Annotated in this window: 17 protein-coding genes and 1 other annotated feature; all 17 genes read left to right on the top strand. The window is 48.1% G+C overall.

Features of this window, described 5'->3' with window-relative positions; all coding sequences use genetic code 11:
* Positions 1-2: 2 nt before the first annotated feature.
* Positions 3-1,565: a uroporphyrinogen-III C-methyltransferase gene (gene cobA, locus NST38_RS24145; protein ID WP_076253319.1), complete on the top strand. Its 1,563-nt coding sequence runs from the start codon at positions 3-5 to the stop codon at positions 1,563-1,565.
* Between the two features lie 102 nt (positions 1,566-1,667).
* On the top strand, positions 1,668-2,669 hold the full coding sequence (hemB, locus tag NST38_RS24140; RefSeq protein WP_017692601.1) for a porphobilinogen synthase: 1,002 nt from the start codon (positions 1,668-1,670) through the stop codon (positions 2,667-2,669).
* Between the two features lie 26 nt (positions 2,670-2,695).
* Entirely contained in the window at positions 2,696-4,000 is a 1,305-nt protein-coding gene (gene hemL, locus NST38_RS24135; protein ID WP_036605898.1) for a glutamate-1-semialdehyde 2,1-aminomutase, read from the top strand.
* Positions 3,997-4,902, top strand: a complete 906-nt coding sequence (locus NST38_RS24130; protein ID WP_076253320.1) for an RluA family pseudouridine synthase — start codon at positions 3,997-3,999, stop codon at positions 4,900-4,902. The genes hemL and NST38_RS24130 overlap by 4 nt, the downstream gene beginning before the upstream one ends.
* Before the next feature lie 367 nt (positions 4,903-5,269).
* Complete coding sequence (locus NST38_RS24125) at positions 5,270-6,853, top strand: LysM peptidoglycan-binding domain-containing protein (protein WP_076253322.1); 1,584 nt, start codon at positions 5,270-5,272, stop codon at positions 6,851-6,853.
* A gap of 155 nt (positions 6,854-7,008) precedes the next feature.
* Positions 7,009-7,290: a binding site (T-box leader), on the top strand.
* A 59-nt stretch (positions 7,291-7,349) separates the two neighbouring features.
* Positions 7,350-10,016 carry a valine--tRNA ligase gene (locus NST38_RS24120; RefSeq protein WP_076253323.1) on the top strand — a complete coding sequence of 889 codons (2,667 nt, stop codon included), beginning with the start codon at positions 7,350-7,352 and terminating at the stop codon, positions 10,014-10,016.
* A 78-nt stretch (positions 10,017-10,094) separates the two neighbouring features.
* Positions 10,095-11,471, top strand: coding sequence for a bifunctional folylpolyglutamate synthase/dihydrofolate synthase (locus NST38_RS24115; RefSeq protein ID WP_076253344.1), 1,377 nt, complete (start codon positions 10,095-10,097; stop codon positions 11,469-11,471).
* 56 nt (positions 11,472-11,527) lie between these two features.
* On the top strand, positions 11,528-12,847 hold the full coding sequence (gene murC, locus NST38_RS24110; RefSeq protein ID WP_047841184.1) for a UDP-N-acetylmuramate--L-alanine ligase: 1,320 nt from the start codon (positions 11,528-11,530) through the stop codon (positions 12,845-12,847).
* Positions 12,848-12,963: 116 nt separating this feature from the next.
* Positions 12,964-14,190, top strand: a complete 1,227-nt coding sequence (locus tag NST38_RS24105) for an SPOR domain-containing protein (protein WP_076253324.1) — start codon at positions 12,964-12,966, stop codon at positions 14,188-14,190.
* Between the two features lie 145 nt (positions 14,191-14,335).
* Complete coding sequence (locus tag NST38_RS24100; RefSeq protein WP_047841183.1) at positions 14,336-14,578, top strand: DUF4321 domain-containing protein; 243 nt, start codon at positions 14,336-14,338, stop codon at positions 14,576-14,578.
* A 94-nt stretch (positions 14,579-14,672) separates the two neighbouring features.
* The gene (locus tag NST38_RS24095; RefSeq protein WP_036673538.1) at positions 14,673-15,284 is read left to right on the top strand and encodes a Maf family protein; all 612 of its coding nucleotides are present in this window, start codon (positions 14,673-14,675) and stop codon (positions 15,282-15,284) included.
* 37 nt (positions 15,285-15,321) lie between these two features.
* Positions 15,322-16,011: a RadC family protein gene (radC, locus tag NST38_RS24090; RefSeq protein WP_341344090.1), complete on the top strand. Its 690-nt coding sequence runs from the start codon at positions 15,322-15,324 to the stop codon at positions 16,009-16,011.
* Positions 16,012-16,194: 183 nt separating this feature from the next.
* The gene (locus NST38_RS24085) at positions 16,195-17,229 is read left to right on the top strand and encodes a rod shape-determining protein (protein ID WP_017692612.1); all 1,035 of its coding nucleotides are present in this window, start codon (positions 16,195-16,197) and stop codon (positions 17,227-17,229) included.
* Between the two features lie 185 nt (positions 17,230-17,414).
* Complete coding sequence (mreC, locus tag NST38_RS24080) at positions 17,415-18,287, top strand: rod shape-determining protein MreC (RefSeq protein ID WP_076253325.1); 873 nt, start codon at positions 17,415-17,417, stop codon at positions 18,285-18,287.
* A complete protein-coding gene (mreD, locus tag NST38_RS24075; protein WP_036673543.1) occupies positions 18,287-18,820 on the top strand; it encodes a rod shape-determining protein MreD in 534 nt (177 codons plus the stop codon). The genes mreC and mreD overlap by 1 nt, the downstream gene beginning before the upstream one ends.
* Positions 18,821-18,894: 74 nt before the next feature.
* Entirely contained in the window at positions 18,895-19,557 is a 663-nt protein-coding gene (gene minC / locus NST38_RS24070) for a septum site-determining protein MinC (RefSeq protein WP_017692615.1), read from the top strand.
* 3 nt (positions 19,558-19,560) lie between these two features.
* Complete coding sequence (minD, locus tag NST38_RS24065) at positions 19,561-20,355, top strand: septum site-determining protein MinD (RefSeq protein WP_017692616.1); 795 nt, start codon at positions 19,561-19,563, stop codon at positions 20,353-20,355.
* Positions 20,356-20,449 lie beyond the last annotated feature (94 nt).

The raw sequence follows: 20,449 nt of genomic DNA, 5'->3' as shown, positions 1-20,449 counted from the left end.
ACATGGTGGGAAAGGTCTTTTTGGTAGGGGCAGGTCCTGGGGATGCAAAGCTGATTACGGTAAAAGGGTGGGAATCCATCGGGAAAGCCGATGCTGTAGTCTATGATCGTTTGGCAAGTCCGAGATTGTTGAAACAAATGAAACCCGGCGCAGTCAAGATTTACGTGGGCAAGCGCCCGGATCGGCATACGATGAAACAGGAAGAGATCAATCAACTGTTGGTTGATCTGGCTCTTGAAGGCAAGGTTGTGGTTCGGCTTAAGGGCGGCGATCCAACTATCTTTGGACGTGTGGGCGAAGAGGCGGGTTTGCTGCACAAAAACGGAATTCCGTTTGAGATTGTACCTGGGGTTACCGCTGCAATAAGTGTACCTGCGTATGCTGGAATTCCTGTGACTCACCGTGACTATGCATCTTCCATCTCTATTATTACGGGGCACGAGAGTCCGGACAAGCTTGATCGCAGTATCCATTGGGATAAAGTGACGAATGCAACGGGCACACTTGTATTTATGATGGGGGTTGCCAAAATTGGATATATCAGCGAACAATTGATTCGTCATGGTCGTCCAGCGCAAACACCGGTAGCTCTGATTCGTTGGGGAACACGAGCGGAACAGGATACCCTTACAGGTACCCTTGAAGATATAGAAGCGAAAGTGATCGCAGCCAATTTCCAACCACCAGCTGTTATTGTGGTGGGAGATGTCGTCAATCAGCGGGAACAATTGAAATGGGCAGAAGCGCTGCCGCTATTTGGCAAACGAATTCTGGTAACCCGTGCTCGCAGTCAGGCGAGTGAACTGGTGAATCGCATTGAGGAACTCGGCGGCGAACCGTATGAGTTTCCGGTTATTGAGACGGTCATGCCATCCAGTGAATCTGCCAAGCAAAGTGTCAAAGACGCCTTCAGTGCTTTAAATACCTATGACTGGGTGTTTTTCACAAGTGTGAACGGCGTGGAGTTTTTCTTCCGCCATCTGGAACAGGAAGGCAAGGATATTCGCTCGGTTCATCAAGCGAGAATTACTGCCGTAGGACCTTCCACAGCGGACGCTTTGCGCAAACATGGCATCGTAGCTGAAGTTGTCAAAGGTCCTTTCCAGGCCGAAGGCATGCTTGAGGCTTTTGAAAGCGAATTGAAGGAAGGTCAGAGAGTATTGCTTCCGCACGGTGATCTGGCACGTACGTGGTTACGTGATCAGTTGAGAGAACGAGGACTTCAGGTAACCGAAGCCATCACCTACGATACGATCCTTGCTGGTGAGGATGATGACGAACTGCTCAAGCTACTTGAAGAAGGTGGAATTCATGCGGTGACCTTTACAAGTTCATCGACGGTTACCAACTTCATGAGTATGTTGAAACGTATGGGGTTGCAAGACCCACTGCCTTTATTGAAAGATGTGGAGGTTGCGTGTATCGGGCCTGTTACAGCGAAAACGGCAGAAGCCGCTGGACTAAAGGTTACACTGATGGCAGAGGAAGCAACGATGGATAGCTTGATCACAGTGCTATGCGACTGGAAACGGACAGGCACCAAAGAAGGCGCTCTTCGAAATTAATACACATGTAATCATGTCAACATATGAAGCGTGCTGAATTCGATAGGATACCAGCGCGCTTCCCTTTTTGCTCTATTTAACTTTCAGGGAGGTTTTACACGTATGAGTTTTCCAATTGTACGGCATCGCCGTTTACGTCAATCCACAGGTATTCGCAATATGGTCAGAGAGACCCATCTAACCGTGGATGATTTTATTCAACCAATCTATGTTACGTATGGAGAAAATGTAAAATCTGAAATTAAATCCATGCCTGGCGTATTCCGCTTCTCGCTGGATCGTCTTCAGGAGGAAGTAACGGAAATTGCCGAGCTGGGAATTCCAGCCGTGTTATTGTTTGGTATTCCCGAGACTAAGGACAGTGTGGGTTCATCTGGCTTTGCTGAAGATGGCATTGTGCAGGAAGCGACGAGATTGATCAAATCCTGGTACCCGGAACTGCTGGTTGTTGCGGATACTTGTCTGTGTGAATTCACGGATCACGGTCACTGCGGTATGGTACACACCGTGGAGATTGACGGTCACATCTGCGGAGATGTGTTAAATGACGAATCACTGGATCTACTCGTGCAAACGGCAGTGTCTCAAGCCAAAGCAGGAGCGGACATTATTGCACCATCCAACATGATGGATGGATTTGTACAAGCGATCCGCGCGGGGCTGGATGAGAATGGATTCAGTCACATTCCGATTATGTCTTACTCTGTTAAATATGCATCCGCGTTCTATGGTCCATTCCGTGAAGCTGCGGATTCCACACCACAATTCGGAGACCGCAAGTCATATCAGATGGACCCGGCGAACGCGCGTGAAGCCTTGCGTGAAGCAGAGACGGATGTGCTCGAAGGAGCGGATATGCTAATGGTTAAACCTTCGCTGTCCTATCTTGATGTCATGCGTACGATTAAGGATCAATTTGATCTTCCGCTTGTTGCCTATAATGTAAGTGGCGAGTATGCCATGGTGAAGGCGGCGGCGATTCAAGGCTGGATCGATGAGAAAAAAGTTGCCATGGAAATCCTGCTCAGCATGAAACGCGCAGGTGCAGATATGATCATTACCTACTACGGAAAAGACGCTTCACGCTGGTTGGCTGAGAAATAAAATAAATTACATTGAGGAGGATATTCATGACTGCACAACAAGGTAATCGTCGCAATGATGAGCGCTCACGCAGCGCGTTTGAGGAAGCGAAGCAGTACATACCCGGGGGTGTGAACAGCCCTGTACGCGCATTCAAATCGGTGGGACTTACTCCGATCTATGCAGAACGTGGTGAAGGGTCCAAAATCTACGATATTGATGGCAATGTTTTTATTGACTATGTGGGATCCTGGGGCCCACTCATTATGGGACATGCACACCCTGACGTTGTAGAAGCTTTGCGTGAGACAGCCCTCAAAGGAACAAGCTTTGGTGCGCCTACCTTGCTGGAGACCGAGATGGCAAAACTGGTCTGTGAGCGTGTACCTTCTATCGATATCGTGCGGATGGTTAATTCTGGAACTGAAGCAACGATGAGTGCCATTCGACTGGCACGCGGGGTAACCGGACGCAGTAAAATTCTGAAGTTTGAAGGATCATATCATGGACATGCAGACAGCTTGCTGATCAAGGCTGGCTCAGGTGTTGCAACGCTGGGTCTTCCAGATAGTCCAGGCGTGCCTGAAGGCGTAGCTGTGAATACCATTACGGTGCCTTATAACGATCTGGAGTCCGTGAGACTTGCTTTTGAACGTTATGGTGAAGAACTGGCCGCTGTTATTGTGGAGCCTGTGGCAGGTAACATGGGGGTTGTTCCTCCGGCTTCCGGTTTCCTTGAAGGGCTGCGCAGTTTGACGACCCAATATGGCAGCCTGCTTATTTTTGACGAAGTCATGACCGGTTTCCGCGTAGGGTTGAACTGTGCTCAGGGACGGTATGGGGTTACACCTGACCTGACTTGTCTGGGTAAAGTTATCGGTGGCGGCCTCCCGGTTGGCGCTTATGGTGGTCGTCGGGATCTGATGGAACAGATTGCTCCAACAGGACCAATCTATCAGGCAGGTACATTGAGCGGGAATCCGCTGGCTATGGCAGCAGGGTATACAACGCTCAAATTGTTAACACCAGAGGTCTATGACCGTCTGGAGACATTGTCTGCACGTCTGCAAGCCGGATTCGAGAAAAATGCAGCTGAGACGGGTATTGCGATAACCATTAACCGTGTGGGTTCCATGGTTTGTCCATTCTTCAGTGCCGTTCCAGTAACCAATTATGATATTGCCAAAGAAAGCAATCTGGATCAATTCCGTCGTTATTTTGCGGCCATGATTGATCAAGGTGTGAGTGTTGCGCCTTCGCAATACGAAGGTATGTTTGTCTCTGGTGTGCACACGGAGCAGGATATTGACGATACGATTGAGGCGAATCGTAAAGCTCTTCAATCGCTATGACAATCAAAAGTTGGAAACGCCGCGGGGAATGGCTTGAGCTGATGCCAGGGAAAGCCGTAACAGGCAGCTCGGACAAACCGATGGCTGCAGAGCAATGGTTATTGTCTGAGCTTCAGTTTCCGGAGAAACTGCTCCGTCAGCTGAAAGTAAACCAAGGAATACAACTTGCAGGGGACCGGCTTCGGCTGGCCCTTTTTGCGTCCCAGCCAATCGATGTTGAGCCACGCTGGGCTGATGTGGATGTATTATATGAGGATGATTTCTGTCTGGTTATGCACAAACCTGCAGGCATGAAACTGCATCCAGATGGAAGCCGTACCGATCAGGCGATCACGCTGGATCATGTGGTTGCCTCTTATTATGAAATGAACGGAATACAGGCGAGCGTACGCCATGTTCATCGACTGGATGAGGATACAACGGGACCTGTCCTATATGCCAAAAATGCTTTTGCCCTCGCCAAACTGGATGAAGCGATGCGTCGTAAAGAGATTGGTCGCCATTATGTAGCTATTGCAGGTGGACAAATTCCCCTTGAACTCCACAAAATTGATGCTCCGATTGGCAAGGATAGACATCACAAGCAGCGCAGACGTGTCTCGGAAGGTGGACAGGAAGCTGTTACTCATGTGGAGACCGTCGAAGTGTGGGAAAGAGCAACCCTTGTACGATTAAAGCTGGATACAGGACGAACACACCAAATTCGTGTACACCTGAGTTACGCGGGACACCCGCTCATTGGTGATTCGTTGTATGGTGGTAGAGCGGATGCCATTGGGCGACAAGCACTTCATGGAGAGATGCTTAAGTTTAGTCATCCGTTAACCGGAGCGATGATTGAAGTGAACGACCGTTGGCCATCCGACTTCACACAATTGGCAGAGCGAGAGGGGTCTTACTAGTACACTATATAAGTTCGACTAACTATTTACACGAAAACGGAAAGGACAGAAACAACCAGAAGAAGTAAAGCGTTCGCCTAAAAGCTTTCTGAAAGAAAGCTACTTCGGAAGCATAAGCTATCCCCGGTTTTTCCCTTTGAAGAAGGGAATCAAAAAAAATCTGGGGATAACAGTGATCGGAAGGTTGTTCTGTCATTGGAGTGACAGTGTAAATAACCATGAGTTGAACATATATAGCAAGGTTTTTCAAAAGGTGGCATGCTCCTCTCATTCAAGGCATATAGATGGGGTAACGAAGGATTTGGACCATGGATCAGTCCCATGAGAAGGATCATGGTGAACATATGCCGAAAGGAGGACGCCACCTTTGTTGAATCAACCTTATGGTTTGCGGTTCGATATTTATGAGCGCGTTCATTTGTCTGAGGGAGTCCCTGCGATTGAGGAACTGGAGGAGATTGAACTATACCCGCGCATTCAAGTCATAGGGCAGGATGATCATGCCACGTTAAGAGGACATCTTTTACTTACAGGTGCGTACAGAGGAGAGAATGAGGCTTCAGAGGAGCTCAAACATTTCATTCCCGTGGAGATCACAGTGCCGCTGAACCGGGTCAGATCGATTGAGGATATTTCCATCGAGATCGAAAATTTTGACGTGGATCTGTTATCCAATCGCAGTCTGAACATTACAGGCGTGTTGTCGCTACGAGGTATCGAAGGTTTTCCTGTTGAAGAGCCACAAGTGTGGTCAGCAGATGAGTTTACAGTTGTTCATTCACCTGATGCTCAGCAATCCAACCGTTCCGATGAATCAGCACAGGCAGGTAGCGATCCCAACACATTTGCACAAGAGTACCTGCTCCAGCGGAGTGAGGAAGAGAGACTTACGAATGCAGCAGAACTTGCATATGGTGCTCCGGAATTCGCTGACCTGTCCACACGGGAAGAGACATTAAGGAATAGCGAAGAATGGCAGCAGGATTATGCGAATGCGTCATCCGCAGGGCCACTTCAATCTGAGGAGCTAAGTGCGGAGTACGTTAACGAAAACAGACAACCTGATGCAAATGAAGATCCCGCATCTCTGACAGCGAATGGAGATGAATTGGCATCTCATGAGCAATACAGCGAACCTTCTCCGATCTCGTCATTTATGGCTGAGACCGCAGATCGATTAGCTTCTTACCCTGAGTCGGAACCATTGTTGCCTCTGGAAGATGAGTCTTCGGGTTGGTCCGAGCCTTCCGTGGATGCATTGCCTGCGAACTCGAGAAGTGCAGATCAAGCAGTCTCAGAGCCTACTGCTCAATCATCTAATGAGTTGGCAGCACAGGATGTACCGGACGCACCAGAGGTATGGCACTTCGAATCAGCGAGATCTGTACCTCAGCAGGAGAATCAGGCAGTTGCCGATGTCCCGGTTGAATCACAGGCGGAGAACTGGCAAGGTGTATTTGCTTCGTCCGAACCAGGCAACGCTGAGGAAGATCGACCGTCTTTTGAAGCGACTGGGGTAGACGAGTTCGTACAGAACGAAGCATTTGTTCCTGAACCTGTGGCTGAGACGGAAGACAAGCCGGAGCTGAAGGTTGCTTTTGGCAGCAAAAAAGAATCCGCACCACGGCAAGAAGAGGGCGTAGGTATCTCTTCCTTGTTATCCTCCGGTAGAGCGGCACGCGATGCTGAAGTGGAGCGAGGCGATGAGGTTCCTGCGGGTGTAGTACAGGAAGAAACGTATCCAGCGGATGATGTGGAATGGAAGAACCTGTTCCTGGGAACGATCGTGGACCAGACCCCATTCCGCAAGGTGAAACTGTGCATTGTTCAGCGAGAAGATACACTGGATGCCATTGCAGATCGATATCAATTGAGCACGAGGGAACTTCAGTTGTATAACCGATTATCTGAGCAGGTTGTGGAAGAAGGTCAGATATTGTACATCCCTTAATCCGTAGTTAAAGCCTTCGTTACGACCCGTGATCCCCTTGAGGATTGCGGGTTTTTGCATAATTCGTCCTAAACCTGCATTCTAGCGCTCTTTATCCGCTGTTGTCAGGTTGACTATCGCGCACGAGCAAGGTATGATGTGTGTAGGTTTTTTGAAGAACAACGTGGAACGGGAGTAGTAGACAGTATGACCTTTCAGAGAGTGGAATTGCAGCGCTGTGAGATTCCGCAGGAACCAACTGATCGAAGTCGCCCGGGAGTTGCCTGTTTGAATACAAGGGATGAATGAGATTTATCGTCATTTATTACTGAGGTAGGATGGGCCGGTAGCAGCCGTTATCTGCTTGAAGTGTCACGTCATGTACAGAGGGTGAAGTCTATCTTGCTGTAGGCGTGAAACAAAGGTGGTACCGCGAAAGCTAACCTTTCGTCCTTTGATGGATGAAAGGTTTTTTTGTTTTTTTGGCGAAGATGATGAAGTAACGGAGGAATGACATATGTCTGAGGAAAAAAAATCAGCTGCAACAGAAATGCCGACCACTTACGATCCTAAGGCGGCAGAGGATAAATGGTACTCCACCTGGATGGAACGTGGATATTTCAAAGCCGGTCAACGTAAAGATGCCGAGCCGTATACGATTGTAATTCCACCCCCAAATGTGACCGGGATGCTGCACATTGGGCATGCGCTTGATTTTACACTGCAGGATATTCTGATCCGCACCAAACGGATGCAAGGTTATGACGCACTGTGGCTTCCGGGTTCCGACCATGCAGGTATTGCTACCCAAACCAAAGTGGAGCAGAAGCTGCGTGAAGAAGGTCTGACTCGTTATGATCTGGGACGTGAGAAGTTTCTGGAGAAGGTATGGGACTGGAAAGATCAATATGCCACTACCATTCGTCAGCAATGGGGCAAAATGGGATTGTCGCTTGATTACTCACGTGAACGTTTTACGCTGGATGAAGGTCTGTCCCAAGCGGTTCGTAAAGTATTTGTTCAACTGTATGAAAAAGGCCTTATTTACCGAGGCAAACGTATCATTAACTGGGACCCGGTGAACCGGACAGCTCTGTCCGACATTGAGGTTGAATATAAAGAGGTTCAGGGTCACCTGTACCATCTGCGGTACCCGCTCAAAGACGGAAGTGGCTACGTTACAGTGGCAACAACGCGTCCTGAAACGATGCTGGGTGATACAGCGGTTGCTGTTCATCCGAAGGATGAGCGTTATGCAGATATGATTGGTAAAGTACTTGTACTGCCTATCATTGGACGCGAAATTCCAATTATCGCTGATGATTATGTGGATAAAGAGTTTGGAAGTGGTGCAGTTAAAATCACGCCTGCGCATGATCCAAATGACTTTGAAGTAGGTCTTCGTCATGATCTGCCTCAGATTACGGTAATGGATGAGAGCGGCACTATGAATGCTGAGGCAGGCAAGTATCAGGGACTGGATCGCAGTGACTGCCGCAAGCAGATTGTTGCTGACTTGAAAGAGCAGGGCGTATTGATCAACATTGAGGATCACACGCATCAGGTTGGACACAGTGAACGTACCGGAGCTGTTGTTGAGCCGTATCTGTCTACACAGTGGTTCGTTGAGATGAAGCCACTTGCAGAGAGAGCGATCAAGAAACAACAGAGCGGCGAAGGGGTTAATTTTGTTCCAGATCGTTTTGAGAAAACCTATCTGAACTGGATCGAGAACGTTCGTGACTGGTGTATTTCCCGTCAACTGTGGTGGGGACATCGTATTCCTGCCTGGTATGATGAAGAAACGGGTGAAATCATCGTATCTGCTGAAGATCCAACAACGCTGCCAGAGTATGCTGGGCGCAAGCTCAGACAGGACGAAGACGTACTCGATACTTGGTTTAGCTCCGGCTTATGGCCATTCTCCACACTAGGCTGGCCGGAAGATACGGAAGACCTGAAACGTTATTATCCGACAAGTGTACTTGTGACAGGGTATGACATCATATATTTCTGGGTTGCACGTATGATTTTCACTGCATTGGAATTCACCGATGAGATTCCGTTCAAGGATGTGCTGATGCATGGTCTTGTTCGTGATGCAGATGGACGCAAAATGTCCAAATCACTGGGCAACGGTGTAGATCCGCTGGATGTGATTGAGAAATACGGCGCAGATGCAATGCGTTACATGATCTCAACCAGCAGCACGCCAGGTCAGGATCTCCGTTTCCGTTGGGAACGGGTGGAACAGGCTCGTAATTTCGCCAACAAGATCTGGAATGCTTCGCGCTTTGCATTGATGAATCTGGAAGGATTCACCTATGAGGAACGTGACATCAGCGGAGAGCTTGGTACAGCGGATTATTGGATTTTGCACCGTCTTAACGAAACTTCCCGCGATATTACGCGTCTAATCGAAGCGTATGAATTTGGGGAAACGGGTCGTGTGTTATATAACTTTATCTGGGATGACCTGTGTGACTGGTACATCGAGTTTGCTAAGCTGTCCTTCTATGGGGAAGATCCGGTTGCCAAGAAGAAAACGCAATCCGTGCTTGCTTATGTGCTGGATCAGACCATGCGCCTGATTCATCCGTTTATGCCATACATCTCGGAAGAGATCTGGCAGCATCTGCCGCATGAAGGTGAGACGATTACGCTGGCATCATGGCCGGTATATGATCCTGCTCTTGAGAACCCAGAGGCTGTTGCCGAGATGAACCTGCTCATGGATACCATTCGTGCAGTTCGAAACATTCGTGCAGAAGTTAACGTGCCGATGAGCAAAAAGATCGAGTTGATGGTCAAAGCAAACAGTCCTGAGACGTCCAGCATCATTGAGCGTAACAGTCACTACATCAAACGTTTCTGTAATACGTCCGAGTTCGATAGTGGGCTGGATTTAAACTCACCGGATAAGGCAATGACTGCGATCATTACGGGGGCAGAACTATACTTGCCGCTCGCAGGTCTTATTGATATCGAGCAGGAAGTGGCACGTTTGGAGAAAGAGTTGGAGAACCTTGAGGGCGAAGTTCTCCGTGTAGAGAAAAAGCTGGCGAACCAAGGCTTTGTAGCCAAAGCTCCTGCCAAAGTTATTGAGGAAGAGCGCGCCAAGCAAGCAGATTATTCCGATAAACGGGATAAAGTGATTGCACGAATCAAGGAACTTAAAGGTTAATATATGTGGGTCGGATGGAGAGCCATTATGCCATCCGGCCGCTTTTTTCACTCAATCTCGGGACCGAAGGTGAATCAGATGACGGAATTAGACGGGACAGATGCAGCAGCTCCTTTACTTACGTACAACGAGGCCGTGGACTGGATCAATGGCCTTATTCCTTTTGGCATCCGACCTGGATTGGAACGAATCGAGAGTCTGATGTCCATGTTAGGCAATCCACACCAACGTCTCAAATTTATTCATGTCGCGGGAACGAACGGCAAAGGTTCGACTTGCGCTTTTTTGACGTCAGTGCTTCTTCAGGCTGGATATGATGTGGGTACCTTTACGTCGCCTTATATCACCAAGTTTACAAACCGTTTTCAATACAACGGTGAGGATATTCCTGAAGAAATCCTGCTTAAGCTCTCGAACCGATTACATCCACTAGTCATGGAAATGGCCTCCACTCCGCTTGGATCACCCACGATGTTTGAGGTGTCCACGGCTCTGGCGCTTCTGTACTATGCAGAGGAGTGTTACCCTGACGTTGTGGTATGGGAGACGGGGCTAGGGGGAAGGATGGACGTAACGAATATTGTCGCACCTGTTGTGTCCGTCATCACCAACATTGGTATGGATCATACGGATGTACTTGGAGATACGATTGAGCAGATTGCTGGAGAAAAGGCAGGTATTATCAAGCCGGGAGTACCCGTTGTGACTTGCGCGACTCAACCCGAAGCTGTGAAGGTGATTCAGGAGAAAGCACAGCAGCTTCAATCAAGCGTGTATTTGGCTGGAGATCAATTCTCTTATCATAGACTGGACAGCAATGAGAACGGACAATCTTTTCATTTTACAGGCCCGTTCCGTGATCTGGACGTTCGCATACGCATGCAGGGCTCACATCAATGTGACAATGCAGCGGCCGCACTTATGGTGCTTGAATTGCTTAGACAATACATGGCATTTATGCTGGATGACAACGATATTGTACTTGGACTGGAGAATGCTTTCTGGGCAGGAAGATTCGAAAAAGTCGTCGATGAACCCCGAATTGTGCTTGATGGAGCACATAATCCGGAAGGGGCAGAGTCACTGGCCAAGAGCATTATGGATGTCTATCCGCACAACAAGTTAATTTTGATGATGGGTATGTTGGCAAATAAGCATCACGAAGCGTATTTGCAGCATATACTGCCACTAGTGGATACGCTGATCCTGACCGAGCCAGATTTCCGACGCAAAATGGATGCAGCCGAATTGCTGCAGATTGTCGAACGGGTACGTCCCGCCATTGCGAAGCAGGAACTGGAAATCATCGTCGAGCCCGAATGGGCAAAGGCACTTGATCTATTGAAGTCACGGACGGAAGCGGAAGATCTGGGGGTGGTCTCCGGCACACTGTACCTGATTGCGGATGTGCGGGCAGCCCTTTTGCATCAAACCGATTCTGAAAAAGGTTGGTGAAAGTTTTGTTAAATACATCGGAACACGTTCATTTTATAGGGATTGGCGGATATGGCATGAGTGCCATCGCAAGAGTTATGTTGGAAATGGGATACACCGTTACCGGATCGGATGTCGCTTCACAGGAGTTGACCGAGAAGTTGGCAGCCAAGGGAGCGAAAATATATATCGGACATACGGCAGAGCACGTCACTGGAGCAGATCTGGTTGTCTACTCTACGGCAGCGCCTGCTGATAATGTGGAACGGGTAGCAGCTGCAGAGCTGAACATTCCGATTCTGCATCGTTCCCAGATGCTTGCACGTTTGTTGAACGAACGTAAAGGCGTGGCTGTAGCTGGGGCTCATGGTAAAACAACCACTTCATCCATGATTGCACTTGTTATGGATAAATGTGATACAGATCCGACATACATTATTGGCGGAGAAATCATGAATGTGGGTACCAACGCGAAGGCCGGTCAAGGAGACTGGGTAGTCGCTGAAGCGGACGAGAGCGATGGTTCGTTTTTGCAGTACCATCCATGGCTCGGTATTGTAACCAATATTGAGGCAGATCATCTGGAGAATTACAACAGTGATTTTGAGGAGCTCAAAAGGGCTTATGTGCAGTTCCTGAGCCAGATTCGTCCGGAAGGAACAGCGATTGTGTGTTCTGACGACGAGAATGTTCAAGCGATTTTGCCAGAACTCAAGTCACGGATTACAACCTATGGTATTGATCGTGCTGCAGATTATACGGCAACGGATATTGTATTGGGCGATCGCCGTATCTCCTTTACGATGAATCATCAGGGTGCTGCTATGGGCACGGTGGAATTATCAGTGCCGGGTAAGCATAACGTTTATAATGCAATGGCTACTGTGATTACCTGTTTGGAAGCGGGCATTCCATTTGAGAAGATTGTAGCAGCCATCATCCAATTCCACGGAGCCAAACGCAGATTCCAGGTATTGGGCGAGGCGCGCGATATGCTGATCATCGATGATTATGCTCATCACCCGACTGAGATTGAAGCTACCATTAGTGCGGCCAAAGCAACGGGCAAACGCATTATTGCGGTATTCCAGCCACAGCGTTATACGCGGACATTCTTCCTGCTGGATGCGTTCAGTCGTGCTTTCGCGGAAGCGGATGAGGTGCTTATTACGGACATCTATTCTCCTGCGGGCGAAAAACAGATCGAAGGGGTAACCTCAGCCCGACTGGTTGAACTGATCGTTCAAAACAGTAATGCTTCTGCACGTTACCTTCCTACAAAAGAAGAAGTGGTAGCTGATCTGCAACATCGTCTGCAGCCAGGAGATCTTGTGATTACGATGGGCGCAGGTGATATTTGGAAAGTCGGCGATACACTTGCCAAAGGTTTGAAATAGATCAATTGAGAAATCGCCTGTCTTCGATACGAAGCAGGCGTTTTTTGCGTTATATGGAATGTATTCTCCAGTCTCTGCATATAGCTTATATAAATGGGACAAAGGAGAGGGTACGGGTGAGCAATGCTAGAATGACGTTTCGCTTCGGGGATCATGAGTCGGACAAGCCTGAAAACAAGAGGATATCTGCGTCCAGTCCATTGGTGACGTTAAGTGAAGAATTACCGCATAATCAACCGCTAACGCCTAAGATGGATACAACCCCATCATGGACGCCTGAGGATATCCCCGGAGACTGGGGAGAGACGGTGCTGACAAGCTCTACTGTACCTGAACCTGACGAGCGGGTGAGTCATGATTCGAACTTGAACTTGGATGAGGGCCATTATTTTGGGAACCGTTCCGGTTACGGTTATGTTAATCACACTGATAATCCGGAGGAAGAGCGTCGTGATCTGTCCAATGCCCATGATGATCAGGGCCACGACTGGCTTGCAGATTCGGAGAACTATTCCTATAAACGCAATCGCCCTCCAAGGGGCTGGAAAATGATTGGTTCTGTCACTGGTGCACTTGTTACCGGAGCACTTTTTGGTATGGTTATTCTTTCATTTTTTAATAAAGAAGGAGCCGCGAAGCCAGGCGATCTTCTGCCCGTCAATCAGGCAGTTTCCACTGTGACGGGTCAGGAGGGGGCTGCAGGTACAGAGCAGCAGCTTCAGACAGCGGCGACTGGCAGTACGTATTATGCACTTCAATACGGCGTGTTCAGTTCTCCTGAACGAGCTGAGCAGGCTAAGCTTGAACTGGCTCAGGCAGGTATAGCCGCAGGTTCTGATCCTGAAGATGGCAATCGAGTATATGCAGGCATTTCGGCTGATCGTGAAGAGGCCAAGCTACTTAGCTCCAGGTTAAAAGCCCAGGGAGTTGAACTGTATGTCAAGGAGATTGTGAACCCTGAGATCAACCCGGCTATATTCGGTGGCAAACAAGAGGATGTGCAGCTTTTCTTCACAAACAGTTCTGCACTGGTGGAACAATTATCTACTTTGTCCATTCAGCAGCTGGGACAGTCTGCTCCGGCAGCAGTCTCTACAGAAACGATGACCGCGATTCAGAATAAGCACGAGTCATGGCTGACGGGATTGAATAGTCTTACACCTGGCTTGACCGCAGATGTACAACCTATTGTTGGTGGAATGGAGAAATCAATGAACAGTGCAATTACGGCTATAGCGGAGTACAACAAAAACCCGGATGATGTACACATGTGGTCCGTGCAGTCCGATCTGATGGAATATGTACTGCAGCAGAAAAAATGGCTCGAAGCGATAAAGCAGTAACATGCTCTTTCCCATAACAACGCTTGGAAATACCCATCCGGCAAGGAACTGGAAATAGTTCCCCTTGCCGGATTTGTGTTTGTATTGACGTACAAAACCCCGTATAATAATGTGGGTGTCAAAAAATGGCGAGGGAAGATTACCGATGAAAAAAAACTTCGGCATGTTATTGCTGTTTCTGCTGCTCGGCTGGATGGCCGGAGCGTGGATCGCCAAGGCACTGCAGCCTGTAAAGGCAGTAGCCTTTCTTACGAAAGCCACGACCATACGTTGGTCGCCACAGGCTGATCTGGATATTATCAGTTATGATATTTCACTTCAATTTCAAATGAGCCTTCTGAGTCTGATCGGTATGATTGCCGCTGTGTGGCTTTATCGCAGACTGTAGGAGAATGACGAGTTATGACGAAAAAAATTAAACCAGTGACATCTATTATCGTGATCCGGACAGGATGTTGCCGTGGCATAAGGAGCCGTTCATTTTGGATAACACACAACAGCGCCCTATTATTCTGGCCTCCACATCGCCTCGGCGCAAAGAACTGATCGCATCACTCCACCTAGCGTTTGATGTAATACCAAGTCATGCCAATGAAGATACACCACCAGAGTGGACACCTGAACAGACGGTACAGGAACTTGCTTTGCGCAAGGCGCTTGCCGTGTATCGCGGGCTTGAAGGCCGCGAGCAGGAAGCCATTATTGTTGGTAGTGACACCGTTGTTGTTCTGGATGGTGAGATTCTAGGCAAACCCTTAGACGAAGCGGATGCTGAACGTATGTTATCAAGGCTGCAGGGCCGCGTACATCGGGTGTTCACGGGTGTCGCTTGTATTGATGCGGGCAATGGACAGTCGTTAGTTCATTACCGCCAGACCGATGTAACGATGAAAGAGCTGTCGGATGCGACCATCCGTGCTTATGTGCAGACAGGTGAGCCTTCAGATAAGGCAGGATCATATGCCATTCAGGGCATTGGTGCTTCACTGATCGACCGCATTGAAGGATGTTACTTTAATGTGGTTGGCTTGCCGCTATCTTTGCTAAGTGATATGTTGGACGGGTTCGGCGTACATGTGTTGCCACGAACATGAATGAAGCCAAATGTTGTGAAATGAAAAGAGGGAACATATGGAGTCGCCTCAATACATGATGCGCGACATCCCCCAGGAAGAACGCCCGAGAGAACGCAAGATGGAATACGGGGCGGGCGCCTTAAGCCATGCTGAATTGCTGGCAATTTTACTTCGAACAGGCACAAGACAGGAATCCGCGGTGCATATGGCACAGCGGATTCTGGCCGAAGCGGGTGGCATTCGCTCGTTGATGGATTTGAGTCTGGAAGAACTGACCGCGATGAAAGGGATCGGCAATGCCAAGGCTGTGCAATTAAAAGCTGGCATTGAGCTGGGTCATCGGATTGCCAAGAGCAGACTAACTCAGTCGACTTCAATTCGTACACCGCGTGATGCAGCTGATATCCTGATGGAACAATTGCGTTATTTGCAAAAAGAACATTTTGTGTGTCTCTTTCTGAATAGCAAAAATCATATTATTGCCCAGGAAACACTCTCCATGGGCAGCCTTAACGCTTCGATTGTACATCCACGTGAAGTGTTCCGGGCTGCCATCAAATGCAGCAGCGCATCGATTGTGTGCGCACACAACCATCCGAGTGGTGATCCTACGCCCAGTCCGGAGGATATCCAAATAACCAAGAGACTGATTGAAGCAGGCGCTATTGTTGGCATTGACGTGCTTGATCATATTATTATCGGAGATGGAACGTACGTAAGTTTGAAGGAGAAGGGCTTAGTATAATATAATGGTTGGCGTTGATGTTTTCCTATGAATGTTAACGGCGTTGTCCGTAAAAGATAGGTTCACTTTACAAATGCAAAAAAACAAATGCGAATATTAGCTCCACGTATTGCGTGGGAATATAATTATTACGCTCTGGATCAGAATGGAGCGGCTATATGAGGCAGAAAAGGAGATTATGTTATGTTTGGTGGTTTTACGAAAGATTTGGGTATTGACTTGGGGACAGCAAATACGTTGGTTTATGTACGAGGAAAAGGAATTGTGGTGCGAGAACCTTCGGTTGTCGCTATACGGACAGATACAAATAGCATCGAGGCAGTAGGTGAAGCCGCCAAAAAAATGATTGGACGTACACCAGGGAACATTCGTGCCATTCGTCCAATGAAAGATGGCGTTATTGCCGATTTTGATACAACGGCAACGATGATCAAATATTTCATCCGTGAGGCGCAAAAACAACGCTCTATGTTCCAGCGTCATCCAAACGTGATGGTATGTGTACCATCCGGGATCACAGCAGTAGAACAACGTGCGGTTGAAGATGCAACCAAACAGGCTGGAGCACGTGAAGCCTATACGATTGAAGAGCCTTTTGCTGCTGCAATCGGTGCAGATCTGCCTGTATGGGAACCAACGGGTAGTATGGTTGTCGATATTGGTGGCGGTACAACGGAAGTGGCTGTTATCTCTCTTGGTGGTATTGTAACGAGCCGTTCGGTTCGTGTAGCAGGTGACGAGATGGATGAATCCGTTATCCAGTACATCAAACGCCAATACAATCTCATGATCGGTGAGCGTACATCGGAGCAATTGAAGATGGACATCGGATCAGCAATGCCATTGGAACAAGTAGAAACGATGGAAATTCGTGGACGTGACCTTGTAACAGGTCTGCCGAAGACCATTACGATTACTTCGGACGAGATCAGTGAAGCGCTGGCTGATACGGTGAATGCAATTGTTGAAGCGGTAAAAGTAACACTGGAAAAATGCCCGCCTGAACTTGCAGCCGATATCATGGATCGGGGTATCGTTCTTACAGGTGGTGGGGCGTTGCTTCGCAACCTGGACAAGCTTCTCGCTGGTGAGACAGGAATGCCTGTCATTGTGGCTGAGAACCCGCTGGATTGTGTAGCAATCGGAACAGGTAAAGCGCTAGAGAATATTCATTTGTTCAAAAGCAGAAGCAGTTCTGCAGTTCGTTCCAAACGTTAATTGGTATTTGCCTAACTTGGCATAGCGACCAAGTGGCAAGATATCTTTATAGAGGACCCGGTTAACCCCGGGGATGAGCTATTACCCGCTTAACAGGGGAGGATCGGCTGATATTCTCGCAGGGACTACAGGTCTGACAGTCTCCCCGCCGGGCATGGCTCGGAAGAGAATATGGATGTTAGAGGGTGTTCGAACTGTTTAAACTGCTAGGCAACAAAAGACTTTTTGTTTTGCTGGTGGGCCTTGTTACATTTATCGCGTTAATGGGCTTTACGCTCAGTCCGCGAACCACTCTATCCTGGCCGGAGAAATTCCTGAAGGATTCAGTTGGATTTGTACAATACGTATTTTACAAGCCCGCTTCCTATGTAGCGGGCTTTTTCAAAGATGTAGCGAACATGCGTACGGTATATGAAGAGAATGAAGAGCTCCGCATCGCGATGGGTCACTATACCCGGGATCGACTGAAGTACAATGATATGGAGCAAGTGAATGAGCAGCTTCAGAAAGCGCTCAATTTCACAGAAGAACAGAAGAATCGCTATAATTACGGTTCACGAATTGCTCAGGTTATCAGTGCCAATTCGGATCCAAACAGCAGAACCATTAACATTGATATCGGTGAAAATGCGGGAATCAAGCCGGGGATGGCCGTTACCTCCCAGGAAGGGCTGGTCGGCGTGATCAGTCATGTCAGCTCATATACATCAACGGTTAATCTGTTAACGTCCATGGACGCCAATGATCCAACATCCAATGCCATTGCAGCAACGGCAGTAGGTAAGGAGAAAGTATTTGGTATGATTGAGAGTTATGATCCGAAGACGGGCATGCTCAAAATGACCAAGATCTCGGAGGATTCTAATATCAAAGAGGATGATGAGATTATCTCCTCCGGAATTATTAACAATTTTCCGAAGTACATGCGGATTGGTGAAGTGGAAAAGGTTGAAGTTGGGGAGTACGGTTTAACGCGAACTGCGATTATCAAACCATACGCAAGCTTCCTTGATTGGAAAGAGCTGATTGTCATTATCCCGCCTGAGGTAAAAGAATAATGGTAACACGTAAGCAAGTTTTGTTCCTGTTACTATTCCTTTTGTTCATTGCGGAAGGCACAATTTTGCCGCTGCTCATCCCTTCTGGCTGGCAGATGCGTATTTCTGCCAATCTGGTCTATATCGTAATTTTGTTTATCGCTGTATATCATCATCGTCACACGGCACTAGTACTCGGTATATTTTTTGGACTATTGCATGACGTTGTATTCTACGGCGAGATGATTGGACCTTATGGATTCTCCATGGGATTATCGGCATATATGATGGGACTCATTTTTCAAGCACCACGTGCACCACTGCCGGTTATGGTATCGGTTGTCATTTTGGGAAGTCTGCTTAATGACACCATGCTATTTTTCCTGTACAAGCTCTTCCAACTTAACCACGTGACCTTTGACTGGGCGTTGATTGAATACATGATTCCTAATTTGTTCATTCATTTTGTGTTTGCCTTGATCATTTATGTCCCGCTTCGGAAACAACTGGAGCGGATCGGCAAGAGACGGAGCAAGACAGAAGAAGCTTCCTAAATACATTTATGGAGCGCAAAGCAGGAACTTGGGGCCCCGGGCACGAAATGTAATGAGATGGGAGGGACAGGCTTATGACGGTAAAATCGAATCACGTAACGATTAAAGGCATCCGAGACGGCCTGGTTTTCCTGTTGGACGATCAATGTGAATTCGAGGAATTGCTCTATGAGCTCCGCTATAAGCTGGAACACAGCCATCAAAATATTTTGACCGGACCGATTGTTCATGTGGATATCAAGTTGGGTGCCCGCGAAGTGACAGAGGACCAGAAAGAAGCAATCCTCGATATATTGAAGCAAAAAGGGAATTTGCTTATTCGATCCATCGACTCACCTGCACTCCAACCGGAGGTTAAAGGACCACCGCCGATTGTAACCATGTGTGGTATGGTGCGTTCAGGTCAGGTGCTTCATCATGAAGGAAATCTCCTGTTTCTTGGGGATATCAATCCGGGGGGCACAGTGACGTGTACCGGAGATATATATGTGTTGGGTTCACTCAGAGGTATGGCTCATGCCGGAATTGGCGGGGACGAGGAAGCGATCATTGCCGCTTCGGTATTTGCACCGACGCAGCTACGGATTGCGGATATCATCAGTCGTCCTCCCGATGAATGGGAGAGCCGAGAGACCGGAATGGAATTTGCTTACTTACAGGACAATCAGATGCAGATAGACAAAATGAGCAATATCGTTCGGTTACGCCGAGATTTTAATGTGTTTAAAGGAGTGTAGCTCATGGGAGAGGCGATCGTGATCACTTCGGGTAAAGGCGGCGTGGGTAAAACAACCACCTCGGCAAACATCGGGACAGCGCTGGCGCTGCTCGGCAAAAAGGTTTGTCTGGTAGATACCGATATCGGCCTTCGTAATTTGGATGTCGTGATGGGACTCGAAAACCGTATTATTTACGATCTGTGCGACGTTGCGGACGGCCGCTGCCGTCTGAATCAGGCTTTGGTCAAAGACAAGCGTTTCGAAGAATTATATATGTTGCCTGCGGCGCAGACGAGAGACAAAAACTCAGTGTCGCCAGAACAGGTCAAGGATATTATCCTTGAATTGAAAAAAGATTTTGAATACGTCATTATTGATTGCCCAGCCGGCATAGAGCAGGGTTTCAAAAATGCGGTAGCAGGAGCAGATCAGGCCATCGTGGTCACTACACCGGAAAATGCTGCAGTACGTGATGCGGATCGTGTCATCGGCCTGCTGGAGAGTTCGCACATTCAATCACCAAAGCTGGTGGTGAATCGAATTCGTAATAATATGGTTAAATCGGGTGACATGTTAGATATCGATGGTATTTTACAAGTACTTAATATTGACCTGATTGGCATCGTACCTGATGATGAACTGGTCATCAAAGCGGCCAATTCAGGAGAACCTACGGTCATGAATCCGGATTCACTTGCGGCAATTGCGTATCGCAACATTGCACGACGCATTCTGGGAGATACGGTCCCATTGATGCAGCTGGAGCAGAAAAAGGGTGCTTTTACTCGTTTCAAAAAGTTCTTGGGAATGGGTTAACTCATTTAAATGGACTTATTCATTATCTGATTACATGACAGCCGTGGCTTATAGCCCGGCTTTTTTTGTTACCTGCGGGCAGGCTTGTTCATAT

It is taken from the genome of Paenibacillus sp. FSL H8-0104 (genome assembly GCF_038050215.1).
Lineage (GTDB): Bacteria > Bacillota > Bacilli > Paenibacillales > Paenibacillaceae > Paenibacillus > Paenibacillus amylolyticus.
Note: the sequence above shows the minus strand (reverse complement) of the source record. Positions and strands in the feature narration are given on the sequence as shown.